Genomic DNA, 25,976 nt, shown 5'->3' with positions numbered 1-25,976 from the left:
TGGCTCTCAGTCGAGACCGTTTTCCAGCGCGGTTCGGTCCTGTACATCGTCGGCGTCGGGCAGCCGGCCGTAGCGTCCCACTTCGAGGCCGGTCTTGATGACGCGGGCCGGATTGCCGGCCACGACCGACCGGGGCGGCACGTCGCGCGTGACCACCGAGCCCGCTCCGACGATGCTCTCGTCGCCGATGGTGATTCCGGGCAGAACGATGCTTCTCGCCCCTATGAAGCATCGGCGTCCGATGCGGGTATGCACGCGCACGCCGCGGGTCAGATCGTGAGTCAGTATGGCGACGTCGAAAGCGATGTAAGACTCTTCGCCTACATGGACTCCTCTGGGATTGGTCAGATCGAATTTCGCGGACAGCGAAAACTGGCTGGACGGATGGATGTCCATGCGGAAGAGCCTCACCAGGAAAAAGCGCTTCGATTCGACCAGGCAACGTCGGACCCATCTGAGTCTGCCGAGATTCATGTCTGTGGTTTCTCCTTTTCGGTTGTTCTTGCGAAAAAACTTTGCCGAGGCCTTGAATTAAATCGGGCGCGGCCGCTCGATGTCGGGTTCGGTAATTCCCAGGGACTGGCGATCGTCCGCCCGGAAGGGAAGTGAAGCCGGCTCGCGGCGGCCGCAGGCGCCGACGAAGGCAACGACGACCACCATGAAACATTGAGCGACGCTGAACGTGTTGTCGGTTGCCGAATAAACGAAGAAGGCCGCGCAGACCATCAAGAACGCCCATTTCTTGGTCAGCTGCGGATGGCGCAGCAGGTTCACCAGCATCGCGACGAAGGCGCAGCACAGGATCGATGCGCCGACGTAGCCGACCTCCAGAGTGAACCGGAGATATTCGTTGTGCGCGGCGACGGTATGGGTGGCGGCGGAAAGTCGGGCGGACAGGAGATCCATCTGGTGCCCCAACCCGACGCCGAAATAGGGAAAGCGTTCGACGTAGGCGCTCAGTTCGTTCCAGATGAGGTCGCGGCCGCTCAGGGCGTTGGACGACATACGAGTCATCAACTGGTCGCCCATGAGATAGAAAAGTGCGGCGACCACGACGGTCCCGTAAAGAACCATCAGGACTCTGAACACCACGGATCGGCTTTCTATGAACAACATCGCGCCGGTGACCCCGAGTGCCAGCGCCGAGGGCATGCGGGAAGCCGTCAACATGGTGATTCCGGTATCGGCGAGCGCCAGCAGGAGATAACTCCCCCGCTTCTCCAGGGCGAGGTAGCTGGCCGCCACCGCGCCGGTCAAACCGGCTCCGCCGAGAAAGGCGGGACCAATACTGCCAGAAAGCCGCCGTGTGCCCAGGTAATCGGTCATCCACAGGTGGCTGAGACCGAGGGTGTAGTACAGCGTTCCGATCAAAACCGACACGATCGGGAACAACGCCGCGATCAGCAGGATCAATTCCCGATCCCGGTCTTCCGGCAATGCCGTGAGAAAAAGAAGGAAGGCGGAGAGGCTTACCAGGCTGCGCAGATATCGATTCCAGGAGAAGGCATCGAACTCGCTGAGAAGCGCGCAGACGAACGTGACGAGAACGATGAACCCCATCAGTACGAGATTGGCCTGGACACGCGGACGCGTGAAAGCGAAAACCAGGCCGGCCAGGATGAGAAACAGCTTCTCGATCGGATTGGCGTTGGCCATGCCGAGCAATCGCTCCAAGTTGACGACCAGCAGTAGTTGCGCGAGTAGGAATACGGCTTTAAAGGCCATATCCGAACCTCCCTTGCGAGCTTCGACGCGAACCGCTTCTAGAAGTCATTGAGCACCGCACCGACTACCCGGCATCCGACTGCGGTCAACATCTGCCGGAGAAACTCGGCTTCGGAAAAAGGCGTCATGTCTTTTCGCGCAATCAGCAGGGAGGCGCCGGCGCGAGCGGCGACCGTTTGGGCATCGCTGCTGGTCATGCCGCTCGGCGTATCCAGCAGGACGATGTCGTAGGACGACGCAAAATCGCTCAGCAAGGCATCGAATTTACCGCGGCTGAGCAATTCCAGGGGATTGGGGGGAAGCGTACCGGCCGGCAGCACCGACAGATCGGCGAATTCCTCCACGCGGCGGATGCATTCCGCGCTGCCGCGGCCCGCCAACAGATCGGATAATCCCAAGCCGTTGCGGCCCAATGCGAAGATGTCGTGTTGCGAGGGATGGCGCAAATCCGCATCGATGAGCAAGGTCCGCTGGCCCAGCTGGGAGAATACTACCGCCAGGTTCGAGACGGCGTAGCTGCGTCCCTCGCCCCGGCGTGGACTCGTCACGGCCAGGGTCTTATTCCCCTCGCCGTGCCAGCGCAGCATCAGCTGGCTGCGTATCGCGCGGAATACCTCCATCTGCGGGCTGAACGGCTGGTAAGCGGCAATCAGTCGGGTACTGAAATTGCCCTGTCCCGGTTTCAAATAGCGGTAATCGAACTGCTCCGAAATCGCCCGGCTGATATCCTCTTCGGAAATCAGTCCCAGCCGCAGGGCGGCTTCGCCGAAGCGCAGTCCCGTTTCTTTCTGGAGATGCAGTACCCGTTCCGCATCGATCGGAGAGAGCCTGCCGGATTCCCGGAGAATTTGTCCGATTCGGCGATCGGTCCCGGCGGGTTCCGGTTTAATCTTGAGCGCCTGGGTTTGGGTCATAAAAATTCCGTTGGGTCGTGATAAACGGACGTCCGGGCGCTACCGCCGGGGGACGGCAGGGATATCTGCGAGCGGCCTCCGCGATCGTGGTGTGGCCCGGACGCCATGGGGTTTCAGGCCGGCGTCCTGGAAAAAGCCAGACGCCATTTGGGGCGGCGTAACTTCGCATCGGTCAACACCCCGATCACTGGGACTCCGAGCGCGGTGCTCAAGTCTTCCGGGGAGCGTACTCGGCGATCGAGCAGTTCGAGCAGCAAAGCTAGGCTGACCGCGAGCACGACGCCCAGGAAACCCGCTATCGCGACGTTCAGCAGCACCTTCGGCCGCGATGGCCGCATCGGCGGCTTGGCGGGATTGAGGATCGCGACGTTGGTTTGGTTCGCCTCGCTCTCCAGGCGGGTTTGATTGAATCGCTGCAAAGCGGCGGTGTAAGAGATGCGGGCGTGTTCGACTTCTTGCGTCAGAACCGAAAGTTCATCCCGCTGCTTGTTGAGCTCGAGCACCCGGGTCTTTTGTTCGGCGAGTGCCGTTCTCAGTTCAGCCTCGCGGGCACGCGCAATTTCCAGCCCGGTATTCAGGCTGCGCAGAATGGTTTTCATCTCCGCCGCGAACTTGCCTCTCAGGCTGCCGGCTTCGGCCACGGCCTGCTGATAGATGGGATGATTGAAGGCGTATTTCTCCCCGAGTTCGGCAAGCCGGGTTTCGGCCAGTGCCAGCTTCGCCTTGAGGTCTTGAATGACGGAGCTGGAAAGCACGTCGGGCAGGGTTTCCGGCAGGGCGGCGTTGCCGGCTGCCTCCAGATGGTTGCGGCGGGAGATCAGATCGTAGGTGTGCGCCTGGGCGACCACCACTTGCTTGGACAGCTCTTCCAGCCGGCTATTTTCGACGTCCAGATGCTGGTCGAGAGCGACGATTCCTTTTTCCTGCTGGTATTCCGACAGCCGCGCCTGGGCCTGCTCCAGGTTCTCACGCAGATCCTTGATTTGCCTTTCGTACCATGCGGCGTACTGGCTGGCCGGTTCGGTCCTGAGTTCCAGATTGGTGGCGATGTAATTTTCCGCGAAGGCGTTGGATAAAACTGCAGAGAGGGCCGGATCGGCATCCGAATATTTTACGTGAATGATGCTGCTTTCCCGGGCCGGCTGAATCTCGAGTTTTTTCAACAGTTGGTTGGCCAGCCAGTCGCGGATGTCCGCCGCGTCCCGCCCTTCTTTCTCGAATCGCTCTTGCCATTCCGGCTGTTCCGCCAGTTTGAGCCGGTCCACGACCTTGAGCGCGACGTTGTGGCTGCCGACGATGTCGACCTGGGTCGCCATGTACCCGGACATCAGCTGTGCCGGCATCGTGGCGCCGGTAATCGGGTCCACGCCCTTGTAGTCGATGACCAGGCTCGTTACCGCGGTATACGCCTTGGGGAGCATGAGGCTGATGGCAAGGGCCAGCAGCACGGCAGCCGCCGGCGTGAGTACGAGCACCCGTCGCCGCGCCCGTAGGATTTGCAGGAACTGATGTAAATTCATGTCAAGCCACCTCATGTGTTTCGAGTTCGCCGGCCGGGAAAACGGCTAAAACCATCGTTCGCCCACATAGATGACGTCATCCTTTTCGATCAGCTCATCCAGGTCGGCGTCCAGCGTGGTCAACCGCTCGTCCGCCGACTTTCGTTTGATCGTGATGCTGCGCAGGCTGCCGCGCGGAGTCACTCCCCCACCCAGGGAAATTGCCTGCGCAACCGACATGTTGCGTTCCAGGCGGTAGGCGCCGGGGTGTTGAACCTCGCCGTGGATGTAGAAGACCGGAGCGCGAGGCACGAATATGACATCGCCGTGTTCCGCGACGATGTCCTCGGACGTCTTTCCATCCTCGAGCAATTCTTTGAGATTCAGTTCTTCGCGGTAGGTCCGCCCGTCCCGGGTTCGCGTCACGATGGTCCGATCATCCCCTTGCGGAGTTACGCCGCCCGCCAGGGCGATCAACTGGGTGACCGTGCTCGCGGTGTCCAGCGCGTAACGCCCGGGCTTGTTCACGAATCCCAATACCGCTACTTCGTGGCTGCGGTACTCCTGAACCCTGATATTCACCTGGGGATCGCGTACGTAACCAAGACCTGAAAGTAGGGTTCCGATGCGGGTTTCCGCCTCGCCGACGGATAAGCCGCCCACTTCGATTTCTCCCAGAAGCGGAAAGGTGATTTTTCCGCTGTCGGAGATGCGGGTTTCGGTGGCGAGATCCTCATTGCCGTATACCGTAATGTCTATGAGATCGTTGGGGCCGAGCAAATAATCGGCCCTCGCGGCCGACAGGATGAGCAAAGTGACGAGGCCGATAAAAAATTGCGTGCGAAAACCAATAGGGCTGAGCATCTTTTGGAGAATGAAATTCGAAGACAAGGCTTGTTCGAACCAAGGCAATAATTATTTATTTAAAGATATCCGCGGCTTGTCGCACTCAGTACGCAGTGTCTTGCTTGAGAAATACGCCGGCGGTTCTCAAAATGATCCATAGGTCCAGGGATGGCGACCAGTTCCGCAAATAGTCGAGATCGAAGTCGATTCGGGCTTTCATCTTCTGCAGCGTGTCGGTTTCGCCCCGAAGACCGTTGACTTGCGCCCAACCGGTAATACCGGGCTTCACCTTGTGGCGGATCATATAGCCTTTGATCTGGGTTCGGTACAGTTCGTTATGAGCCACGGCATGGGGACGCGGTCCGACAATGCTCATGCGGCCCTGTAACACGTTGATGAACTGCGGCAATTCATCCAGGGACGTCCTGCGAAGAAATCCGCCGAAGCGGGTAATGCGCTTATCGTCCTTGCTGGCTTGGCGAACGTTACCGCCGTCTTCCAGGACGGTCATGGTTCGGAACTTGTAAACCTTGATTTCTTCGCCATCGAGCCCGTAGCGACGCTGCTTGAAGATGACGGGACCGGGTGAACTCAGTTTGACGCCGATCGCTATTACCAACATCAGCGGCGAGATCAGAATCAGAATGAGCGACGAGAGCGCGATGTCCATTAAGCGCTTGGTAACGCGGTTGATGCCGTGGAACGGTGATTCGCACACGGCCACGACCGGAATGCCGTTGATGGTCCCGAATCGCGCTTGGATCAGGTCGAACACGAAAATATCGGGAACGAAGTAAATCGAAGCCGTGGTATCTCGCAGTTTGTCCAGAAGACCGAAAATCCGCGGCTGAGCCATCATCGGCAACGCGATGTATATGAGATGTACGGAATTGGCCCGGACGAACTCCGCGACGTTATCCATCTTTCCCAGCAGCTTGATATCGCTTACGCCCAGCCGCTGAAGGCTTCTATCGTCGAAAAAGCCGGCAAAGCTGATTCCCAGATAAGGCGTGGACTCGAACTGTTCGGCCAGTTTCAGGCCGAGTTCGTTCACGCCGACAATGATCGCTCTGCGCTGGGAGTTTTCTTGCGATACCACCGACTTCAGCAAGCGCCGGGCCAATAACTGGAACGTCACGAGCACCACCGGCGTGACCAGGAACCAGGTGAGCACCAGCTTCCTCGAGAAATCGTCGGACATCTTGGCCGCGAATCCCAATATCGCCAGGAAACCGAACAAAAAGATCCAGCGGGAGAAAATGCTGCCGGATAAACGCAGGAAACTCGATTTGAAATCCGGCGCCAGATCTATTTCGTCAAAAATCAGCGAAGCGATCAAAAAGGTAATTACCAAAAGCAAGAAGTAATGCTTTTCAATCTTTAATCCATAAAAGTGGACCGTCAGGACAAAACACGCGACGATCACGATTGGATTAAGAAGACTTTTAACTAATAGAACCGATGGGCGTTCGATTGCCTGCAAGCCTTTTCTCCCGAGATCACCTATGGGGGCGGTATTTTGCGGTTAGGTTAATTCAGTGATGAATAAATGGGTTCCGACTTCTTGGCACTGCGCATGACCTGCAGTCCAATCAAGGTAATCCCGACCAGTATCATGAGCCAGGTGTCCGTGTCGGACGAGGAGGCAACGTAACCGGGATACGAGTGCTCCTTCTGCTGTTTGGCGTGACCGTCTTTACTCTCGGCTTCCGGTGAAGCGGCCCGGGTTTCGCGGACAGCCATAGCCGGCTGTTTTTCGCCCGGGTTGTTCGGAGCTTGATGAGCCACTGAGCCGACGGCGAGGCTCGGAGAATGAATGTCGACAAATTTCACCAGGCTATAGTGGCCTCTGGTCATCTCGGAGAAAGAGCCTTCCGCAAATATTCTTTTACCGGCAGGCGATAGGTTAATGTTAACGCTGTCGATAACATGCCCGCTTTTCTTGTCCCCGTAAGACATGCCGAAAGTCGAAGAATAATCACTGATATCCTCCGCATATGCTCCTTTAAACCAGGCGATCAGTAGGCAAAAAGCCATTCTGTGAGAAATGTTTCCGAGACGTTGCAAGTTCATATATACCCCAGATGCAATGAGTTTTAAAAAAGAACGTTATGGTCTTGATCGTGTGAGATCCGATATCAGTCAGCCGGCTGCGGTCTTATTCAGCTTATTCTCGATCCATTATTGGGTATTGAATGCTCCCACGTTGTTCGGTATGAGTTCGGCACTGTGTCGGGGCGGCGAATCGGCGTCGTTGGGCTCCTCGGTACCGCCGAAATACTCTACGGTTGCCGTCTCGCGAAGCCGCTTCAACTCACGATCTATCAGTGCGATCCGCCGCTGGTTGATAAGGAAAGATTCGATCAGAGGAGCAGCGTCCTCCTGATCGAGAGGCGCTTCTTTAACAGTCGATAACTGCAGTACGAGAAAGTCGCTTCCTGCCTTGAACGATGTGGCTTCTCCTTTTTTCAAGCGATCGAATTCTTCGAGTTTCTCCAGGGGGAGGTGCTCGGCGGCGCGGACCACCCGTTGTAAGGTATGGGGAAGGTTTTGTTCCTGCAGCCATCTGGATAACGCATCGAATCGCAAGTTCTGCTTCAGGCGAGATTCGATGAGCTCGCGGCTTTCCTGCGTTACGGGAATGGATATCTGGTTGAATTGGTAAATCTTGCGCCTTTCGAAAAGTTGCGGATGGGATTTGTAGAAGGCGCTGATTTCGCCGGTATCCGGCTTGGAGACCGCTTGCGCGATATGATCGAGATAAGCTTGCGCTAGAACCTGGCGTTCGGCCATGGCCGTTGCAAGCGAAACCTGGGGATCTCGGTCGAGTTGCTTTTCGATTGCCTGTTGTGAGAGAAGCTGCTGATTGATGAGGTTGTCGATATTCTTCTTGCGCGAAACGTCGACGTGATTGTCGGAGTCCGGAGCGGAACGTGCGAGGAGCGCATGGAGTTGACCGACGGAAATGTCGTCTCCATTGACGCGTGCCACGATCCGAGCCGTTGTGTCGGACGTGAACTGGCCGTCGCACCCACTCAACATGGCGAGAACCGCGTGTGCGCCCAGAGGCAGCGATCTCAACCAAATCTTTCTATCCATAATGTTCCGTAAATTCATAAAGTCCCAAGAGCCATCTCCAAGGGGGCGAAATATTTACTTTTACGAAGCAAATAAAGCAAAACCTGGACCATTTGCTGTTTTCTGGGCAATGCCGGGAGGATCTACATTGCGGAGAATTCGCAACAAAAGTTGTGATTACAGTACGATTACAGCCTTGGCCGCAGAAGCAGCCGCATGTTCAGGCCGGAAGCCGGTACCGGATAGCGATTGGATTTAGGTCGAACGTGATCCTGCGGCAGACAATGGGAATGTCGTCATTGTTCAAAAATGGGGCATGCCGTAAGCGGATTTGTCGCAAAGTGGTCGGTTCTAGGGCGAGAGGAGTCGCTTAAAGACGACATCGGTTCGAAGAGCGAACGGAGACGAATATAAGCACTGCTGTCTGGGCTTTTCTCCCGGCTGACGCATGTTTTGACGGGGTTTGGCCGGGATGGCGGTCGATGCGTTGATCCCTCCCAAGTGTACCGGGCTTTGTAAGTGTCACGTATATGCGACATCCTTGGACTGTTGGGAGGGGGCATGACTCCGACCTAGAGGGGCGATGGAGGAGGATACCTTTCAGGCGAGCTGCGCGTTGTATTGGCGCGAAGCTCCGGTGGTATCGCGAGGGCTTACCGGGAAGGGGACGCTCGAAAGTGTAGCCGATGCGAAGGCATTTATCCTAGAAACGGCAGTTGACCCCTTGAATGGCGTCGAAACGCCGCATGGCTTATGGCTGCCGTCCCTCGTGTCGAGGTTACCGGCTTGGATGAAGCCGCCACCACCTAAGGGAAGCTCTGATTAAGTCCCTCGACGGGCTCAGGACGAAAGGAATCTACTTAATCAAGCTTCCGTTAGTGTACGACGAACGGGCTACCTGACGGCGTTGCTCCTTCTTGCGGGAGACTACCCCGCGGTGACGGCGCGCTCCTTCGACTCGGCTCAGGACATGCTTTCCGGCCGAGCCGCCCGCCGTGCTCTCGAGCATGTCCAACGGCCGTTTCCGGGATTTTCGAAAGATGTGCGCGAATCGGTCATCCCGGCCACGGGCAGGAGTGGCTGCCGCATAGCCTGCTGGCTTCGTCGCGCAGGGCCGAGATTGGATCGTTCAGCCCTTGTCCCCCTCCGACGGACGGCGCAACCGGATACCCAGTTCGCGGAGCTGAGCGTCGGTAACCATGGCGGGAGCGTCAATCATCGGGCACCAGGCCGACTGGGTTTTGGGGAAGGCCATGACTTCGCGGATGGAGGCTGCTCCGCTCATCAGCATGACCAGGCGGTCGAGACCGAAAGCGAGGCCGCCGTGAGGCGGTGCTCCGTACCGAAGGGCGTTGAGCAGGAATCCGAATTTTTGCTGGGCTTCCACGTCTCCGATCCCGAGTAACTTGAACACCGAATGCTGCATGTCGGTACGGTGGATACGTATCGAACCGCCGCCGACTTCGGTACCGTTCAGGACCATATCGTAGGCGCGGGACAAGGCTTGACCGGGATTGGACTCGAGCTCTCCGAGACTGCATTTCGGTGCGGTGAACGGGTGGTGCAGCGCGAACCAGCGATTTTCCTTTTCGTCCCATTCGAACATGGGAAAATCCACGACCCAAAGGGGTTTCCAGTCCTTGTCCGCAAGTCCCCGGTCCTGGCCCAGTTTCAGGCGCAGCGCGCCCATTGCCTCGTTGACGACGCCGGCTTTGTCCGCGCCGAAGAAAACGATATCGCCGGTTTCCGCTTCGACTCGGTCGAGGATCCCGCGGACGGCGTCGACCGGAAGGAATTTCACGATGGGCGATTGCAGGCCATCGATTCCGGCGCTGCGGTCGACGATTTTTATGTAGGCCAGACCCTTTGCGCCGTAGATCGCGACATGCTGGGTCAAATCGTCGATCTCCTTGCGCGACAAATTGGCCCCGCCCGGGAGTTTGAGCGCAACCACCCTCCCATCGGGATCGTTCGCGGGTCCCGCAAACACTTTGAATTCCGCGCTTTCGACCAGGTCCGCAATGTCGACCAATTCCAGCGGAATGCGCAAATCCGGTTTGTCCGAACCGTAGCGCCGCATCGCTTCGGCATAGGTCAGGCGGGGAAAAGGGTTGGGCAACTCGACTTGCAAAACTTCGGCAAACAGCTGCCGAATCATGTCCTCCATCAGATACATGATCTGATTTTCGTCCATGAAGGAGGTTTCGATATCAAGCTGGGTGAACTCCGGCTGCCGATCGGCACGAAGGTCTTCGTCCCGGAAGCAGCGCACCACTTGATAATAGCGGTCCATGCCGGAGATCATCAGCAACTGTTTGTACAACTGGGGCGATTGCGGCAAGGCGAAGAAGTGATTCGGGTGAGTTCTGCTCGGGACCAGATAATCCCGTGCGCCCTCGGGGGTCGCCTTGGTCAGGAAAGGGGTCTCGACTTCGTAGAATCCGTGATGATCGAGAAATCCTCTGAGAAAGCGTATGACATCGCGCCGCATTTTCATGCGCTGCTGCATCAGCGGGCGACGTAAATCGATGTAGCGGAAGCGCAGGCGGGTTTCTTCGCTGACTTCGATTTCGCTTTCCAGGGGAAACGGAGGGGTTTCGGCTTTGTTGAGTATTTCGAGGTGCGTTGCCAGGACCTCGATCTTACCGGTAGTCAAATTCGGATTTTCGGTCCCGGCGGGACGCGGACGGACCGTACCGTGCACTTTAAGGACATACTCGCTGCGGACCGTCTCCGCCAGTTTGAATGCTTCCGCGAAATCGGGATCGAAAACGACCTGTACAAGGCCTTCTCGGTCACGAAGGTCGATAAAGATCACACCGCCGTGATCACGGCGGCGGTGAACCCAGCCACAGAGGTCCACTTCCTGGTTCAAATGGCTTTCCGTCAGTTCTCCGCATCTGTGGCTACGCATTGCTTTGTCTCTAAATTCAATCAAAAAACCAAAATATTACGGCTCCGGCCGTCGTTGTACAAGCTTATGAAGCTGCTTCCGCAGTCGACTTTTTGGATTCCTTCTTGGATGTCGACGAGTCCGATTTGTCACCGGCGAGATTCTTTTTCTTGTCCTTTCCGGTTTTGAAGTCCGTTTCGTACCAACCGCCGCCTTTCAGGCGGAAACCCGCGGCCGACACCAATTTGTTCAGTTCGAGATCACCGCAAGCCGGGCACTCTTTCAAGGGGTCGTCGCTGATTTTCTGGATGGCTTCGAATTCGTGACCGCAGGATTTACATTGATATTCATAAATGGGCATGGGAATTTCCTCGTTCGATCTGAAAACGGGCGCATGTAATATGTGGGTGCAAGGCGAGTTTTCAAGATAAAGCTTCGCGATCCCGAAAACGCGGTCGAACCGCAACGATGCGCCAAACGAGCAGGGTGGATACTGCCGTTTCAGTGATGATACGCCGACTTCGAGGTTTATGAATCAGGCTGGTCGCCGGAGAACGGCGTTTCGAGGTCAGACAAGCCGGGATCCGTCGGCTCGCCCGCTATGACATAGGAGGCCGAGGCCCATTCGCCCAGATCGATCAATTTGCAGTATTCGCTGCAAAAAGGCTTGAACTTATTGGATTCGCTCCAGGCTGTCGGCTTTCGACAACGAGGACATTTGACGATTTTGTTTGAACGTTCGCTGGACAAGTTGACTCGTCACAATAAACAGCATGTTAACTGAAAACCGATATCGTCCTGACACTGGGTCGGGCGCTCAACGGTATCCGGGATCATGAAGCGGACGGTGAATCGGTGCTTGCCGCCGCTGATTTCCGCAAAATACGGTTGTGAACGCTTTACGGCCACGCGGAGCAATTGAAACGGCAAGGTATGATCGAGGCTCTTCTGAAAAAAGCCGCCGCTCGCCCGTTCTTCCGTCGGTGCGGCGCTGGTTCGTATGAAATTCAGAAGGATATCGATCGCTGACCGTACCAATCGGAACGGTTCCAGCCAGCTTTCGAGATCGTGTCGGCGCGTGTGGTCGTCAAGCTTGAGCCAGTAATGAAAGGCTGGTAAATCGAAAGAGCAGGTTCCGCCGGGAATGGTGCTGCGCTGGGAGATGCTCTTGAATAGCTCGTTTTCCATCAGCGAGAGACCGAGCTTGCCGGGAACCGCGTAAAGCTCCTTGCTCAATTTGTCGAGTTTGGTCAGGACTTTGTCCAGCTTGGCCTGATCGATGTCCTGATTGTGTGCCATCCGTGTCAGCACCGCCGCGTGGCGATCCAGTTCCTTTAAGGTCTCCGACTTAAGATCGTTGCGGCTGAACAGTGTCAGGACGTCCAGTAGGGTCGAAATGACCGCCCGACTGTCCCAGACCGACGCACCTGTCATGAAATGGTCGATCTGTTGGAAGAGTTGTTCAAGCCGCATGAACACGCGTATGCGTTCATTGAGCGGGAACTCGTAAATTATGGAATCGCTCAAGGCAGGATTTTCGGCAATAGATAGCATCATAAACAATCCGATCCAGGATTAGTCATAGGGTGTCCGTTGGTGAACCCCATTTTCGTTCATCCCGGCAATTAGTCAATACTACCGTTTGCGTTTTCGCTTGTGTCAGAATTGTTAGGTTTTCTGCCTGCTTAGCGTGAGATAGGATCGGTGTAGCCGTTCGACCCGTTCGGCTAGAGTCGCTTCATCGCCGATGTTTTCGAGCAGGTCGTCCGCGGCCGCCAGGCGTTCGGCGCGGCCGAGCTGGGACGCCATGATTTGTCCGATTTGAGCATCAGTTAAGCCATCGCGAAGCTTGACACGCCGGCGCTGTATATCTTCCGGACAATCCACGACCAGCAGCCGGTCGACGAGCTGTCTTTGGCCGGTTTCCAGAAGCAAGGGTACAACCACGATGCAGTAAGGCGCCGAAAGTGTCGCTATTCGTCGGCCTATTTCGGAATAGACCAGAGGATGAAGCAGGGCTTCGAGCCAGCGTTTTTCCTCGGGGTGCGCAAAGATGACCTTCCGCAGCGCCGCCCGGTCGAGAGCACCGTCTCTTAGAATCCTCGCGCCGAAGTGCCGCACGATGGCGTCAAATGCCGGCTGATTCGGTTCGACCAGCTCGCGGGCGATGAGGTCCGCGTCCAGGACGGGAATGCCTTTGGCGGCGAACAGTTCGGCGACCGTGCTTTTACCGGAGCCGATGCCGCCGGTTAAACCGATGACGAGCATGGGGCTCAGCCGGAAATTCCCGCGAACCGCATATAAGCGGCGTTGATGTCATGACCCCACATCAAGGCGATCCATCCTGCAATGGCCAAATAGGGGCCGAATGGTATGGGAATACTGCGGTCGTGTCCGCGAAGGACGATCAGGGCTGTCCCGATGATGGCGCCGACCAGGGATGACAGCAATACCACCGTCGGCAGCAGGCTCCATCCCAGCCAGGCTCCGAGCATCGCGAGCAGTTTGAAATCGCCGTATCCCATGCCCTCCTTGCCGGTCGCGAATCTGAACAAGTGATACACCAGCCATAGGCTCAGATAGCCGAAAATAGCGCCCAGTATACTCGAAGAGCTGTCCGTAAACACGTTGAACAGGCTGAGAAAGAGGCCCGACCAGAGAATGGGTAAGGTAATCGCGTCCGGGAGTAATTGGCGATCGAAATCGATGAAACTCAGGCAGATCAGACTCCAGCTGAGCATCAGTGCCGCCGAGGTTTGCCAGGTGAAACCGAAATGCCAGGCAACCGCGACCGAAACCGCGGCGGTCAGCGCCTCCACGGCGGGATAACGAAATGGTATCGGCGTTCCACACCTTGCGCACCGTCCTTTCAGCAGCAGGTAGCTAAGGACAGGGATATTTTGCCAGGCGCGGATCGGCTGTTCGCACCGCGGGCAATGGGAGCCCGGCACCAGTAAATTGAACGGGCGACTGGGTTTGGGCTCGGATTCGAGATCCAGGAAGGCTCGACACTCTTGCCGCCAATTTTTTTCCAGCATGATCGGCAGCCGGTGGATGACCACGTTCAGAAAACTTCCGACCACGAGTCCGAGAATGCCGACGACGGTCAGGAACAAAACGGAATTTTCGGTCAACGCCTGAATGAATAAAGCCACCTCGGATATCCCCGGTTCAGACCACGGAACCGAGTTTGAAGATCGGCAGGTACATGGCGATGACCAGGCCGCCGACTATCACGCCCAGACACGCCATGATCATGGGCTCGATAAGACTGCTCAGGGAATCGACGGCATTATCCACTTCCTCTTCGTAGAAATCCGCCACTTTGGACAGCATGCTGTCCAGGGAGCCGGATTCCTCGCCAATCGCGACCATCTGTATCACCATGTTGGGGAACAGATTGGCCTGTCGCATACTGAGCTGAAGCTGATGGCCGGTGGCGACTTCGTCCCTCATCCTCAGGACGGCATTGGCATAGATGATATTGCCGGTGGCGCCCGCGACCGAACGCAGTGCCTCGACCAAGGGTACGCCTGCCGCGGACATGGTGCTTAGAGTCCGGGCAAAACGGGAGATGGCGGCCTTATGCAGAATCGTGCCGACTGCCGGCAGGTGCAGGGACATCTTATCGAGTGCCTGATTGAAGGCGGCCGAGCGCTGTTTGAGTTTTACGAAAACAAAGCCGGTAACGATGAGCACGCCCAGGACGATGTGCCATGACTCCTGGAGAAACCGTGACAACTCGATCACCATCTGAGTGAATGCCGGGAGATCGGCCCCGAAACCCTTGAATAATTCCTCGAAGGTCGGCACCACAAAGATCAAGAGGATGGCGGTTACGATACAGGCGACCACGATGACGGCCGTGGGATAGGTCAAGGCTTTCTTGATCTTGGCCTTGAGAGATTCCGTTTTCTCCTTGTAGTCGGCTATCTTGTGCAACAGCGTTTCGAGAACGCCGGCTTGCTCTCCGGCGTGTACGAGACTGCAGAACAACTCGTCGAAATAAATGGGATGCTTGCCCAAGGCCTCGGCGAGCGGGCTGCCTCCTTCGATGTCGGCTTTAATGCCCATGATCAGGTCCTGCATGCCCGGATTTTCATGGCCGCGCCCGACGATATCGAAGGCCTGGACCAGCGGTACGCCGGCGCTCATCATGGTCGCCAGCTGACGGCTGAATACGGCGATATCCTTGGTAGTGATTTTCTTCTTCCGCGTGTTGAAGAGCGGCTTGGGCTTCTTCTTGATCTTGACGACCTTGATCCCCTGGCGCCGGAGATCGGCCTTGGCCGTGGTTTCGGTGCGCGCGGACAGCTCCCCCTTGATCCGTCCGCCGGCGCGGTCGGTGCCTTCCCAAATAAACAGAACGAGTTCTTCTTTTGCCATAAGACCTATTCTCGCGTGACGCGGTCGATTTCTTCCAGACTGGTAATGCCTGCCTTGATTTTTCGAAGGCCCGATTCCCTCAGGTCCGCCACACCTTCCCGCTTGGCTTGCGCACCGAGCTGAAGGACGTTCCCGCCTTCGAGAATGATGCGATTGATGGATTCGGAAATCGGCATGACCTGATAAATACCCACGCGGCCCTTGTACCCCTTGACGCATCTATCGCAGCCGACCGGCCCGAAAACCGTAAAAGTCCCGATTTCCTCTTCTCGAAAACCGGCTTCCAGCAGTACTTCCGGAGGGAGGTCTTCCTCCTTCTTGCAATGCTCGCAAAGGCGCCTGGCCAGCCTCTGCGCCATGATCAGCAAGACCGACGAGGCGATGTTGAAAGCGGGGATGCCCATTTGCATCAAGCGGTTGAGTGTCTGGGGGGCATCGTTGGTATGTAGGGTGGAAAGCACCAAATGTCCGGTTTGGGCAGCTTTAACCGCGATTTCGGCAGTTTCCAGATCGCGAATCTCGCCCACCATGATGACATCCGGGTCCTGCCTCAAGAAGGCTCGGAGCGACTCGGCAAAGGTCAGTCCGGTCTTGAGGTTGACATTGACCTGGTTGATGCCGGGTACGGTGATTTCCACCGGATCTTCTGCCGTTGAGATGTTGCGGTCGGCCGTATTCAGGAGATTGAGGCCGGTATAAAGGCTGACCGTCTTGCCGCTTCCGGTCGGCCCGGTGACCAAGATCATCCCGTACGGCTTGTTGATGGCGTTCAGAAAATTCTGCTGTTGTTCCGGCTCGAAGCCCAGTTTTTCGATGCCGATTTGGGCTGCAGTCGGATCGAGGATACGGAGAACGATCTTTTCCCCGAACAGCGTCGGACAGGTGTTGACGCGGAAATCGATCGCACGCGTCCTGGACAATGCCATTTTGATACGGCCGTCCTGAGGTATGCGCCGGTCGGCGATGTCCATGCGCGACATGACCTTGAGGCGCGCCGAAACCCGTCCGGAGAGATTGACCGGGAGGTTTGTTATCTCATGGAGCATGCCGTCGTGACGAAAACGGACCCGGAAAGTTTTCTCGTAGGGTTCGAAGTGAATATCGGAAGCGCCTTTTTTGATGGCGTCGAGGAGAATCTTGTTGACCAGCCGAACGATCGGAGCGTCGTCGACATCGGGGGTTTCGCCTTCGGAGGCAGGCTCGATTTCATCTCCGCCGGTAATCCGGAGGTTGTCGAGGTCGGCATCCACCAAATCCTTGAACGAGGTGTCGGCCGCTTCCAGCGCCTGGTCGATCACCCGCGCCAGCTTGCCTTCCTCTACGATGACGCATTCGGTGCTGCATCGGGTGTGAAATTTGATTTCGTCCAGAGCCTGGAGATTGGTGGGATCGGCAACCCCGAGGAATAGCCGGTTCCCGCGCTTGAAGAGTGGCAGGACATGGTGTTGGCGGATCAGCTTTTCGCTGACGGCCCTGATCGGCAACATCTCCAGCGACATCACATCGAGGTCGAATAGCGGGATTCCGTATTCCTTGGATGCGACACATGCGATGGATAGGTCATCGAGGATTTGGTTGCTGACCAGATAGCTTACGAAATGGTTTTTTTTGCTGAGAGCCTCATCCAGGTGAAACTGTGCGTCGGCCTCGGTCAACAGTCCTTCCTTGACCAGACTTTTGGCCAATCCGCTGAGTTGCAATTTCGTTGCCGTGATCGCCATAAGTGTTTACGCTGCGGACAGCTGAACATCGCGTGAGTTGAAGAGCCAGAATAATATTAGTCGATGCGTGGACTTTATCCAGGCAGCTCGGAAGTCCGAGCTGCCGGAACGGCTTAAGGTTCCGGCGCAGCGGGATTGGGGAAAAACACCGGTGTGCATGGTCGACCGGCGGAAATGTCCGAAAACCGTGCGAGTGATCGGCGTGGAAGAACCCGGTTCCCCGTTATCGATGGTTAGGGCGAGAGACAGCAGCCACGCTGATTGGATTGAAGCATCCTGAGAAACGGCTGTTGGACGTCCGCGAGTGTGCGGCGGGCGGGGCGCTTGGCAGGGTAGTCTCGCGCTGGACCGTTTTCATACCCGTGTACGGGCGCTCGCGAGCAGATCGGGAATCCTTTCCAATCGCAAACGGTGTCTTCGGGAGCGCCGAAGCCACCCTTCCCGACGCCGTGCTCAGATCGAGCGTCTTCGTCGGCAAGGGATTGCCGACCTACGACCGTGCCGCCTTGTAGGGCGGGAATCCTTTCCCGACGCCACGCCCCGAGCGAGCGTCTTTGTCGGCAAGGGATTGCCGACCTACGACCGTGTCACCTGGTAGGTCGGGAATCCTTTCCCGACGCCACGCCACGAGCGAGCGTCCTCGTCGGCAAGGGATTGCCGACCTACGACCGTGCCGCCTTGTAGGTCGGGAATCCTTTCCCGACGCCACGCCCCGAGCGAGCGTCTTTGTCGGCAAGGGATTGCCGACCTACGACCGTGTCACCTGGTAGGTCGGGAATCCTTTCCCGACGCCACGCCACGAGCGAGCGTCCTCGTCGGCAAGGGATTGCCGACCTACGACCGTGCCGCCTTGTAGGTCGGGAATCCTTTCCCGACGCCACGCCCCGAGCGAGCGTCTTTGTCGGCAAGGGATTGCCGACCTACGACCGTGTCACCTGGTAGGTCGGGAATCCTTTCCCGACGCTACGCCCCGATCGAACGTCTTCGTCGGCAAGGACTTGCCGACCTACAAATGCTTGAATCAATTGACCCGAACCGAAGGTGTCAACGGCCACGCACTCTCAGGCCTCCATTCGTGCCGGCTGTCGGCGACTGCCACTATAAGGCACGTATTTTTTCGGCCTGAGCCTGCAACTCGGCTAGGCTGAGCCGAATGTCTTGAAGACGTGCTTGCTCCTTGGCGACGACCTGGGGCGGGGCCTTTTCGAGGAAAGCGGCGTCGTTCAGCTTGCCCTCGATTCGCGGCAGGTCCTTGGACAAGCGCTGAATTTCCTTCTCCAGGCGGGACAGTTCGGCGTCCTTGTCGATCAATCCTTTCATGGGAATGAGCACTTTCATCTCGCCGACTAGGGCGGTTGCCGACTCCGGCGCCGTGTCGGCTTCCGAAAGCCAGGTAATGGTTTCGGCGCGGGCCAGCTTTGCGATGAATTCCCGGTTGCGGTCCAGCCAGGTCCGATCCTGCTCGGAGCCGTTTTGAACCATGATCGGCAGAGGCTTGCCGGGCGCGATGTTCATTTCGCCGCGAATGCGGCGTACGCCCAGGATGACGTTCATAACCCATTCCATCTCGGCGGTGGATTCGGGATCGATCCAGTTTTCGTCGCTCTCGGGATAGCCCTGCAAGATGACGCTTACGCCGTGCTTGCCGGCCAGGGGCGCGACGCGCTGCCAGATTTCCTCGGTGATGAAAGGCATCAGCGGATGGGCCAGGCGAAGAATGGTTTCGAGTACGTGAACCAGGGTCTGGCGTGTACCCAACACGTATTCGATAGGGGCCGCTCCGGTGCCGTCCGCCGAATCAGCACCGTATAGCGTCGGTTTGGACAGTTCCAGATACCAGTCGCAATACGCGTTCCAAACGAATTCGTAAATTGCCTGGGCCGCGAGGTCGAAGCGATAGTTCTCGATAGCGTCTATGGTTTCCCGGATCGTCAGCTGCAGGCGGCTTCGAATCCAGCGGTCGGCGAGCGTGAACTTCAGGCCGGCATTGTCGAGTCCGCAGTCCTTGCCTTCGGTGTTCATCAGCACGTAGCGCGCGGCGTTCCACAGCTTGTTGCAGAAATTCCGGTAGCCCTCGACCCGGCCCATGTCGAACTTGATGTCGCGTCCGGTGGAGGCCAGGGAGGCGAAGGTGAAGCGCAAGGCGTCGCAGCCGTATGCGGCGATGCCGTTGGGAAATTCCTTGCGAGTGCGTGCTTCGATCTTTGGCGCATCCTGAGGTTTCATCAGGCCCGTGGTGCGCTTGATGACCAGATCTTCCAGGCCGATGCCGTCGATAATGTCCAGGGGGTCCAGCACGTTGCCCTTTGATTTCGACATTTTCTGGCCTTCCGCGTCGCGGACCAGGCCGTGCACGTAAACCGTCCTGAACGGCACTTGCGGGCTGCCGTCCGGATGTTTCATGAAGTGCATGGTCATCATCACCATGCGCGCCACCCAGAAAAAAATAATGTCGAAGCCGGTGACCAACACGTCGGTCGGGTGGAAGGTTTTGAGTTCCGGCGTCTGCTCGGGCCAGCCCAGGGTCGAGAAGGTCCATAGGGCGGAAGAGAACCAGGTGTCGAGCACGTCTTCGTCCTGGCGCAACGCCAGGCCGGCGTCCAGGCTGTACTTGGCGCGCACTTCGGTTTCGTTGCGGCCCACGTAGACGTTGCCGTGGTCGTCGTACCAGGCCGGGATGCGGTGGCCCCACCACAGCTGGCGCGAGATGCACCAGTCCTGAATATCGCGCATCCAGGAGAAATAAAGGTTTTCGTACTGTTGAGGCACGAAGTGGATGCGGCCGTCTTCCACCGCTTCGATGGCGGGTTTCGCCAATGCCTTGGTGCTGACGTACCACTGATCGGTGAGCCACGGCTCGACGATTGCACCGGAACGGTCTCCCCGCGGCACTTTCAGCGTGTGCGGCTCGATTTTTTCCAGCAGCCCGAGGCGTTCGAATTCGTCGACGATACGCTTGCGGGCTTCGAAGCGATCTAGGCCGGCATAGGTTTCCGGCGCCTTTTCGCCGTGGCTGCCGGCATACCCCTCGAAAGTAAGCACGGTGAATTCGTGCAGGATGCGGGCGTCCTTGTCCAGCACGTTAATCAGCGGCAGGTTGTGGCGTTTACCCACTTCGTAGTCGTTGAAATCGTGGGCCGGCGTGATTTTTACGCAGCCGGTGCCGAAGGCGGGATCGACGTAGTCGTCGGCGATGACGGGAATTTCACGGTTGGTAATCGGCAGCTGGATGGTTTTGCCCAACAGGTGCTTGTATCGTTCATCCTCCGGATGCACCGCCACGGCGGTGTCACCCAGCATCGTTTCCGGCCGGGTCGTTGCAACCACCAGCCAGCCCGAGCCGTCCGCGAGGGGGTAGCGGAAGTGCCATAAGCTGCCTTTCTCTTCTTCGCTCTGGACTTCCAGGTCGGAAATGGCGGTATGCAGCTTGGGGTCCCAATTTACCAGGCGCTTGCCTCGGTAGATCAAGCCGTCGTCGTAGAGGCGTACGAAAGCTTCCCGAACGGCCCGGGACAGGCCGTCGTCCATGGTGAAACGCTCCCGGCTCCAGTCAACCGACGAACCCAGCCGGCGTAACTGGCGAGTGATGGTGCCGCCGGATTCGCCTTTCCACTCCCAAACTTTATCCAGGAACTTGTCGCGGCCCAAGTCGTGGCGGGTGAGGTTCCGGGCGGCCAGTTGCCGTTCCACCACCATTTGCGTGGCGATGCCGGCGTGGTCGGTGCCGACCTGCCAGAGGGTGTTGTAACCCGCCATGCGATGGTAGCGGATGAGGGCGTCCATGATGGTGTTGTTGAAGCCGTGGCCCATGTGCAGGCTGCCCGTGACGTTCGGGGGCGGGATCATGATGCAGTACGGCGTTCCGCTTCCGCTGGGCGCGAAATATCCGTTTTCTTCCCAGAATGTATACCATCGCGATTCTATGGAATGAGGCTCGTAGGTTTTTTCCATGACGTGTTCAGTGGGTTAGGAACGGCCGATCTTCGGATCGGCGCGGGATGATCGGTAATTATATTGAAAACTAGGCGGTCAGCGGGTACGGTCGCATCAGTCCAAGCGATGGGTCTGAACGGTATGGCCCTGGTCCGAATAGAATCGATATCGGCGTCGGCCCGCCTGTTTTACCGATTCGTCCTGGTCGACCAGTTCGATCAGACGCTGGAACCGGTCGAGCTCGGGCGGAACCTCGGCACTCAGGTTGATCAGTACGTCCTTGGCCGGTTGAGGCGCGCTTCGATGGCCGATGAGAACCGGTGTTTCGGCTTGGGCTTCCGAGGCATCGAACCGTTCGTGGGCCACGAAGCTGCCTTGCCGGAATGTCCACAGCAAATCGTCGAGTACTCGTTCTTCTTCTTCCGACGACGTGTAAAGGAAAACCGAAAGGTCTTGCTTGATGGCCTTTTCGGCAAGGCGGCAGGCCATCAAGCGGCGGCTGTGGGCATCTGCGCTCGGCAGCACGTAGAAATCGATCCGGGTCATCGTGCTTGATCGATCAAATATTGCACCAACAGTGGTACCGGGCGTCCGGTCGCCCCCTTTTCGTTGCCGCTCTTCCAAGCGGTACCGGCGATGTCCACGTGCGCCCACGGGAAGTCCTTGGCGAAGCGGGAGAGGAAACAGCCGGCGGTGATGGTGCCGCCGTCGGGACCGCCGATATTCGCGAGATCGGCGAAATTGGACTTGAGCTGCTCCTGGTACTCTTCCCATAGCGGCAGGCGCCAAACCCGGTCCCAGGCTTTTTCGCCGGCTTCGGTCAGAGCGTGGGCCAACCCTTCATCATTGCTCATCAAGCCGCTGGGATGGCGGCCCAAGGCGACGATGCACGCGCCGGTCAGGGTGGCGACGTCGATCACCGCGGTTGGTTCGTACTTTTTGGCGTAGGTCAGGGTGTCGCACAGCAGCAACCGGCCTTCGGCATCGGTATTCAGAATTTCGACGGTAAGGCCGGACATGCTCGTGACGATGTCGCCCGGCTTGTTGGCTCTGCCGTCCGGGAGGTTTTCGGAAGCCGGAACCAATCCCACCACGTTGAGCGGCAAACCGAGATCGGCGATCGCGGCGAGGGTGCCGATCACGCTTGCGCCGCCGCACATGTCGTATTTCATCTCGTCCATGTTGGCGGCCGGTTTCAGCGAGATTCCGCCCGCATCGAAAGTGAGGCCCTTGCCGATCAGAACGAACGGCTTTGCCTTCGACGAACCGCCGGAATATTCCATGACGATGAGCTTGGCCGGCTGTTCGCTGCCCTTGGATACGGACTGAAAAGCCCCCATGCTCAGTTCTTCAAGATCGGATTCCTCGAGAATTCGGACCTTCAGTTTTCGGCTTTTTCCGACTTGTTCGGCTTGTTCGGCCAGATACGTCGGCGTGCAGATGTTGCCCGGCAAATTGGCCAGATCCTTGGCGATGGTCATTCCGCCGGCGATGGCCAGGCCTTGTCTGATGCCCAGTTTGGCTTCCGCCGACTGATCTTCGCCGTCTAGCAGGAATTGCAATTTCGACAAGCGTTGCGGCTTGTCGTCCGATTCTTTTTTCAGGCGAGTGAATTTGTAGAGGCTCCCTTCGAAAATTTCCACGGCTTGCCGGACTTTCCAAACCAAATCCGTCCGGCCGACTTCCGCCTCGTGGAGCAGACTTACGGCAGATTTTGCGCCCGAATCCTTCAGCGATTTGGCGGCTGTGGCCAAGGCCTTGCGATAGGCGCCGGGACCCAATTCGCCCTTCTTGCCGAAGCCGATCAGCAAGATGCGCTCGATGTCGCTTTCGGGGACGTGGTTGATCAGCAGAACGTCGCCGACCTTTCCTTCGATGTCGTCGCGCTTGAGCAGCTTGGAGATCAAGCCTCCCAACTGTTCATCCAGCACGCCGCCGGCGGCGGTCAGTTTTCGTTTCTGGTAAAAGCCCAGCGCTACACAGTTGGCGCTGAGTTTGGCGAGCGGTTCAAATTTTGCCGAATAGTCCATGATAAAATCTGTGGTTTATTGCTAAAGGGATGGATTGTCGTAATTGAGCACAATCGTCAAGGGAGGGGCCCCCCCAATCGTTAAAGCTTATTATGAAACCCCACCCTTTTAAACCGCTTCAATCGAGACGCACTCCGATCATTACGGTACTCGACCGGATGGTGGCGGCGGAACTGGCCAAGACCTTGGGAGCCGTTCTCGGTGTTCTGGTCACGATCATCGTCAGCCGGAAGTTTCTGAGCATTCTTGCCAAAGCCATCGAAGGCGAATTATCCGGTGAAACCATATTTCAACTGCTGGGGCTCAAAGTCCTGACGGCAACCGCGCAATTACTGCCGGCCTCGCTGTTCATGGCGAGTTTGACCGTTTTGGGGCGCATGTACCGGGACCAGGAGATGTCGGTGCTTGCATCCAGCGGAGTGGGTTTGAGCCGTATTTACCGGGCTATGTGCTGGATGGTGGTACCGGTCACCGTTGTTGCCGCCGTGCTGGCGCTGCAGGTCATGCCGTGGTCCGAGCGCCAGGCCCAGGCACTGATGGAAAAGGACGAGCAAAGTGCAGACGTACGGGGCATCAAGCCCGGCCGGTTCAACGAATTCAGTCAAGGCGACGTCGTGTTGTACGCAGAGAGGTTGAGCGACGACAATTCCATGCACAAGATTTTCGTGCAAAGCCGGCAGCGGGACAAAACCGGCGTAGTGGCCGCGGATAGCGGAAATTTGAAGCGAAACGAATTAGGCGAATATTTCGTTGTTTTGCGGAACGGCCGCCGATATCAGGGAGTGCCCGGGCGAGCCGATTTTATCATCAGCGAGTTCGACGAATACGCCGTACGCATCGATGGTCCGGAAGCCGAGACGGCATCGCTCAAGCGCGAAGCGTCGGACAGTTTAATGCTTTGGTATTCGCATACCCCGCGGGAATTGGCGGAATTGCAGAAACGTCTGGCGGTGCCGCTCGGGGTACTCTTTTTGAGCTTTTTGGCCGTTCCGCTGTCAAAGATCGCGCCGCGCAGCGGCGTGTACGGCAATGTCTTTACGGCATTTCTGATATACGTCGTTTACGAGAATTCCCAAAAGATTACCCAGGGTCTTCTGATGACCGAGAAAATCCCGCTCTGGCTGAGTTATAGCGGCGTTTATGCTTTCCTGCTTGTTCTCACCGCAGCCTTGTTCATCCGAAATCTCGGCATTAAGTGGATCGTTCAGATCGCCAGGGAAAAGGTCGGATTATGATCACGTTGAGCCGCTATATTGCGGGAGAAGTGGTCAAGGGATCCTTGATCGCGGTATTGATATTGCTGGCTCTTCTGAATTTCTTCACCTTCGCGGATGAATTGGGCGATTTGGGACGCGGCAACTACGGCTTGGCGAGTATTGTTCAATATCTACTCCTGACCTCGCCGCGCAACTTTTATGAATTGATGCCTTCGGCGGCATTGGTCGGAAGCCTGGTGACCCTGGGCGCCTTGGCGAATAATCGGGAACTGGTGGCGATGCAGGCCGCGGGTGCTTCGCGTGTGCGCATCATTGCGGCGGTGCTGGCGGGCGGCATGATACTGGTTTTGATCTCGATAGGAATCGGCGAATACATCGCTCCGGTCGCGGAACGCGCGGCTCACACCCTCAAGGCCACCGCATTGCAGAAACAGATCGCTTCGCGAACCAAGTACGGATTCTGGGTTCGGGATGGCAATGTGTTCATCAATATCCGGCAGATTGAACGGCCTGAAAGCTTGGGCGATATCAATATCTTCAAGCTCGATGAGGCGCAGAAACTGTATTCGGCCACGCATGCAGATAAAGCCGTTTACGACGGCCGTCAATGGCGTTTGGACAATATTTTCGAGAGCCGATTCCTGAACGATGGCATCTTAACCGAGCAGAAGCCGTATGCCGATTGGTCGTCGGTGCTGGCGCCGAATCTGCTGAACGCATTCGTGATCAGTCCGGAAAACCTGTCGGCTTTCGAACTGGCAAGGTATATCAATTATCTGAAAGAAAACGGACAGCAATCGGCATCCGTGGAACTGGCATTCTGGGGAAGAATCGTGAATCCGGCGGTTACCTTGGTCATGTTGCTCGTTGCCGCGCCTTTCGTGCTGCCCGTAAAGCGTGAAGTCGGAATAGGGCAGCGTATCGTGGTGGGGGTCGTTATCGGGCTGGGCTTCTACTTGTTCGATCGCACCTTCGGTCACTTGGGGCTGATTTACGAGATGCACCCGGTTTTCGCAGCTTTTTTCCCGACGCTGCTGGCGCTCACGGGCGCATTGGTCGCGATATTCCGGATTCGCTCGACCTAGATGGCGGCCACCCCGGTTGGCTGTTCGCTCCGAGCGCGTCGCAGGGTTTCTAAAGCCGATCTTGCATCCCGAAAAACTCGGCTAAGGAATGGGCAAGAAGTCGCGGCCGTTTCCGTCGGCATCGATTAGGCCGATAGTAAAACCGGCGCGCAAACTTTCGCGGGCGATCCGAATGACCCGTTCCAGACCTTCTACGAGAGGGTATTGCGTCAAATCGGCAAGTGTCACCCAGCGCGCGTCGGAAACGTCGGTAGCCGGACTCGGAGCAGGGCTATCCGGGTCTTTCAAGATGGCGACGAAATCGACGATGACATAATGGTATTCGCCGAACATACGTTCGACTACCGCGATGACCGGTCCCAACTCAATCTCGACGCCGGTTTCCTCCATGATTTCGCGTCGGCAGCTTTGAACCAGCGTTTCACCCGGTTCCTGCTTGCCTCCCGGCAGAGACCAGAGTCCCAAGGCCGGCTGTTTCCCTCGGCGGATCAAAAGCACTCTCCCGGACGCATCGAAAACGACTGCACCCACGCCGATAGCCGATCGTGGAGGCTCATGAACCGTACCTGTCATGTCGGGTGTCGCCGGCATCGTTCTAGGGTTTATCTGATAGAGTCGACGTTTTGGTCGGCGATATTCCGCAAGGCGG

General features: G+C 57.4%; 23 protein-coding genes. 3 read left to right on the top strand and 20 right to left on the bottom strand.

Features of this window, described 5'->3' with window-relative positions; genetic code table 11:
- Window positions 1-6 precede the first annotated feature (6 nt).
- The 16 genes from sS8_RS29545 to pilB all read right to left on the bottom strand — a co-directional run bounded on the left by sS8_RS29545 (window position 7) and on the right by pilB (window position 17,062).
- Entirely contained in the window at window positions 7-474 is a 468-nt protein-coding gene (locus tag sS8_RS29545; RefSeq protein WP_119629699.1) for an acyltransferase, read from the bottom strand.
- Between the two features lie 57 nt (window positions 475-531).
- Window positions 532-1,725 (bottom strand): O-antigen ligase family protein, encoded by a 1,194-nt coding sequence (locus tag sS8_RS11095; protein ID WP_119629698.1) that lies wholly within the window; start codon window positions 1,723-1,725, stop codon window positions 532-534.
- Window positions 1,726-1,763: 38 nt separating this feature from the next.
- Complete coding sequence (gene epsG, locus sS8_RS11090; RefSeq protein ID WP_119629697.1) at window positions 1,764-2,639, bottom strand: chain length determinant protein tyrosine kinase EpsG; 876 nt, start codon at window positions 2,637-2,639, stop codon at window positions 1,764-1,766.
- Between the two features lie 113 nt (window positions 2,640-2,752).
- Window positions 2,753-4,159 (bottom strand): chain length determinant protein EpsF, encoded by a 1,407-nt coding sequence (epsF, locus tag sS8_RS11085; protein WP_119632732.1) that lies wholly within the window; start codon window positions 4,157-4,159, stop codon window positions 2,753-2,755.
- Window positions 4,160-4,204: 45 nt separating this feature from the next.
- Window positions 4,205-5,002: a polysaccharide export protein EpsE gene (gene epsE / locus sS8_RS11080; protein WP_119632731.1), complete on the bottom strand. Its 798-nt coding sequence runs from the start codon at window positions 5,000-5,002 to the stop codon at window positions 4,205-4,207.
- An 85-nt stretch (window positions 5,003-5,087) separates the two neighbouring features.
- Window positions 5,088-6,467 (bottom strand): undecaprenyl-phosphate glucose phosphotransferase, encoded by a 1,380-nt coding sequence (locus sS8_RS11075; protein WP_232020602.1) that lies wholly within the window; start codon window positions 6,465-6,467, stop codon window positions 5,088-5,090.
- A 47-nt stretch (window positions 6,468-6,514) separates the two neighbouring features.
- On the bottom strand, window positions 6,515-7,057 hold the full coding sequence (locus sS8_RS11070; protein ID WP_145986500.1) for a hypothetical protein: 543 nt from the start codon (window positions 7,055-7,057) through the stop codon (window positions 6,515-6,517).
- Window positions 7,058-7,165: 108 nt separating this feature from the next.
- A complete protein-coding gene (locus sS8_RS11065) occupies window positions 7,166-8,083 on the bottom strand; it encodes an EpsD family peptidyl-prolyl cis-trans isomerase (RefSeq protein ID WP_170161041.1) in 918 nt (305 codons plus the stop codon).
- A gap of 1,108 nt (window positions 8,084-9,191) precedes the next feature.
- On the bottom strand, window positions 9,192-10,976 hold the full coding sequence (gene aspS / locus sS8_RS11060) for an aspartate--tRNA ligase (protein WP_119629694.1): 1,785 nt from the start codon (window positions 10,974-10,976) through the stop codon (window positions 9,192-9,194).
- A gap of 64 nt (window positions 10,977-11,040) precedes the next feature.
- Window positions 11,041-11,316, bottom strand: coding sequence for an FmdB family zinc ribbon protein (locus tag sS8_RS11055; RefSeq protein WP_119632729.1), 276 nt, complete (start codon window positions 11,314-11,316; stop codon window positions 11,041-11,043).
- Between the two features lie 167 nt (window positions 11,317-11,483).
- Window positions 11,484-11,705, bottom strand: coding sequence for a DNA gyrase inhibitor YacG (locus sS8_RS11050; RefSeq protein WP_119629693.1), 222 nt, complete (start codon window positions 11,703-11,705; stop codon window positions 11,484-11,486).
- 9 nt (window positions 11,706-11,714) lie between these two features.
- Complete coding sequence (gene zapD / locus sS8_RS11045) at window positions 11,715-12,512, bottom strand: cell division protein ZapD (protein WP_232020601.1); 798 nt, start codon at window positions 12,510-12,512, stop codon at window positions 11,715-11,717.
- Window positions 12,513-12,623: 111 nt separating this feature from the next.
- Window positions 12,624-13,223, bottom strand: a complete 600-nt coding sequence (coaE, locus tag sS8_RS11040; protein ID WP_119629692.1) for a dephospho-CoA kinase — start codon at window positions 13,221-13,223, stop codon at window positions 12,624-12,626.
- 5 nt (window positions 13,224-13,228) lie between these two features.
- Window positions 13,229-14,110, bottom strand: a complete 882-nt coding sequence (locus tag sS8_RS11035) for a prepilin peptidase (RefSeq protein WP_119629691.1) — start codon at window positions 14,108-14,110, stop codon at window positions 13,229-13,231.
- Window positions 14,111-14,126: 16 nt separating this feature from the next.
- Window positions 14,127-15,341 carry a type II secretion system F family protein gene (locus sS8_RS11030; RefSeq protein WP_119629690.1) on the bottom strand — a complete coding sequence of 405 codons (1,215 nt, stop codon included), beginning with the start codon at window positions 15,339-15,341 and terminating at the stop codon, window positions 14,127-14,129.
- Between the two features lie 5 nt (window positions 15,342-15,346).
- On the bottom strand, window positions 15,347-17,062 hold the full coding sequence (pilB, locus tag sS8_RS11025; RefSeq protein ID WP_119629689.1) for a type IV-A pilus assembly ATPase PilB: 1,716 nt from the start codon (window positions 17,060-17,062) through the stop codon (window positions 15,347-15,349).
- Between the two features lie 266 nt (window positions 17,063-17,328).
- Between pilB and sS8_RS28090 the strand changes: the two genes are divergently transcribed.
- Window positions 17,329-17,574, top strand: a complete 246-nt coding sequence (locus sS8_RS28090; RefSeq protein ID WP_170161040.1) for a hypothetical protein — start codon at window positions 17,329-17,331, stop codon at window positions 17,572-17,574.
- 586 nt (window positions 17,575-18,160) lie between these two features.
- On the opposite strand, the gene sS8_RS11020 is transcribed toward sS8_RS28090, so the two are convergent.
- The 3 genes from sS8_RS11020 to sS8_RS11010 form a co-directional block, all read right to left on the bottom strand.
- Complete coding sequence (locus sS8_RS11020; protein WP_119629688.1) at window positions 18,161-21,013, bottom strand: valine--tRNA ligase; 2,853 nt, start codon at window positions 21,011-21,013, stop codon at window positions 18,161-18,163.
- Between the two features lie 96 nt (window positions 21,014-21,109).
- On the bottom strand, window positions 21,110-21,541 hold the full coding sequence (locus sS8_RS11015) for a DNA polymerase III subunit chi (protein ID WP_119629687.1): 432 nt from the start codon (window positions 21,539-21,541) through the stop codon (window positions 21,110-21,112).
- Window positions 21,538-23,025, bottom strand: coding sequence for a leucyl aminopeptidase (locus sS8_RS11010; RefSeq protein WP_119629686.1), 1,488 nt, complete (start codon window positions 23,023-23,025; stop codon window positions 21,538-21,540). Before sS8_RS11010 ends, sS8_RS11015 begins: the two co-directional genes overlap by 4 nt.
- Before the next feature lie 92 nt (window positions 23,026-23,117).
- Here sS8_RS11010 and lptF point away from each other — a divergent pair, with 92 nt between their 5' ends.
- Together lptF and lptG are read left to right on the top strand one after the other, a co-directional pair.
- Window positions 23,118-24,260 (top strand): LPS export ABC transporter permease LptF, encoded by a 1,143-nt coding sequence (gene lptF, locus sS8_RS11005; RefSeq protein WP_119629685.1) that lies wholly within the window; start codon window positions 23,118-23,120, stop codon window positions 24,258-24,260.
- Window positions 24,257-25,327, top strand: a complete 1,071-nt coding sequence (lptG, locus tag sS8_RS11000; RefSeq protein ID WP_119629684.1) for an LPS export ABC transporter permease LptG — start codon at window positions 24,257-24,259, stop codon at window positions 25,325-25,327. Before lptF ends, lptG begins: the two co-directional genes overlap by 4 nt.
- An 81-nt stretch (window positions 25,328-25,408) precedes the next feature.
- Here lptG and sS8_RS10995 read toward each other — a convergent pair whose 3' ends face one another.
- Window positions 25,409-25,918, bottom strand: a complete 510-nt coding sequence (locus tag sS8_RS10995) for an NUDIX hydrolase (protein ID WP_232020600.1) — start codon at window positions 25,916-25,918, stop codon at window positions 25,409-25,411.
- Between the last annotated feature and the right edge of the window lie 58 nt (window positions 25,919-25,976).

This window comes from Methylocaldum marinum (assembly GCF_003584645.1).
Classification (GTDB): Bacteria; Pseudomonadota; Gammaproteobacteria; order Methylococcales; family Methylococcaceae; genus Methylocaldum; species Methylocaldum marinum.
Note: the sequence above shows the minus strand (reverse complement) of the source record. Positions and strands in the feature narration are given on the sequence as shown.

What these genes read in the sequence shown, in the direction of transcription:
- sS8_RS29545 (WP_119629699.1), bottom strand. Translation starts at nt 474, where the DNA reads ATGAATCTCGGCAGACTCAGATGGGTCCGACGTTGCCTGGTCGAATCG.
- sS8_RS11095 (WP_119629698.1), bottom strand. Translation starts at nt 1,725, where the DNA reads ATGGCCTTTAAAGCCGTATTCCTACTCGCGCAACTACTGCTGGTCGTC.
- epsG (WP_119629697.1), bottom strand. Translation starts at nt 2,639, where the DNA reads ATGACCCAAACCCAGGCGCTCAAGATTAAACCGGAACCCGCCGGGACC.
- epsF (WP_119632732.1), bottom strand. Translation starts at nt 4,159, where the DNA reads ATGAATTTACATCAGTTCCTGCAAATCCTACGGGCGCGGCGACGGGTG.
- epsE (WP_119632731.1), bottom strand. Translation starts at nt 5,002, where the DNA reads ATGCTCAGCCCTATTGGTTTTCGCACGCAATTTTTTATCGGCCTCGTC.
- sS8_RS11070 (WP_145986500.1), bottom strand. Translation starts at nt 7,057, where the DNA reads ATGAACTTGCAACGTCTCGGAAACATTTCTCACAGAATGGCTTTTTGC.
- sS8_RS11065 (WP_170161041.1), bottom strand. Translation starts at nt 8,083, where the DNA reads ATGGATAGAAAGATTTGGTTGAGATCGCTGCCTCTGGGCGCACACGCG.
- aspS (WP_119629694.1), bottom strand. Translation starts at nt 10,976, where the DNA reads ATGCGTAGCCACAGATGCGGAGAACTGACGGAAAGCCATTTGAACCAG.
- sS8_RS11055 (WP_119632729.1), bottom strand. Translation starts at nt 11,316, where the DNA reads ATGCCCATTTATGAATATCAATGTAAATCCTGCGGTCACGAATTCGAA.
- zapD (WP_232020601.1), bottom strand. Translation starts at nt 12,512, where the DNA reads ATGATGCTATCTATTGCCGAAAATCCTGCCTTGAGCGATTCCATAATT.
- coaE (WP_119629692.1), bottom strand. Translation starts at nt 13,223, where the DNA reads ATGCTCGTCATCGGTTTAACCGGCGGCATCGGCTCCGGTAAAAGCACG.
- sS8_RS11030 (WP_119629690.1), bottom strand. Translation starts at nt 15,341, where the DNA reads ATGGCAAAAGAAGAACTCGTTCTGTTTATTTGGGAAGGCACCGACCGC.
- pilB (WP_119629689.1), bottom strand. Translation starts at nt 17,062, where the DNA reads ATGGCGATCACGGCAACGAAATTGCAACTCAGCGGATTGGCCAAAAGT.
- sS8_RS11020 (WP_119629688.1), bottom strand. Translation starts at nt 21,013, where the DNA reads ATGGAAAAAACCTACGAGCCTCATTCCATAGAATCGCGATGGTATACA.
- sS8_RS11015 (WP_119629687.1), bottom strand. Translation starts at nt 21,541, where the DNA reads ATGACCCGGATCGATTTCTACGTGCTGCCGAGCGCAGATGCCCACAGC.
- sS8_RS11010 (WP_119629686.1), bottom strand. Translation starts at nt 23,025, where the DNA reads ATGGACTATTCGGCAAAATTTGAACCGCTCGCCAAACTCAGCGCCAAC.
- lptF (WP_119629685.1), top strand. Translation starts at nt 23,118, where the DNA reads ATGAAACCCCACCCTTTTAAACCGCTTCAATCGAGACGCACTCCGATC.
- lptG (WP_119629684.1), top strand. Translation starts at nt 24,257, where the DNA reads ATGATCACGTTGAGCCGCTATATTGCGGGAGAAGTGGTCAAGGGATCC.
- sS8_RS10995 (WP_232020600.1), bottom strand. Translation starts at nt 25,918, where the DNA reads ATGCCGGCGACACCCGACATGACAGGTACGGTTCATGAGCCTCCACGA.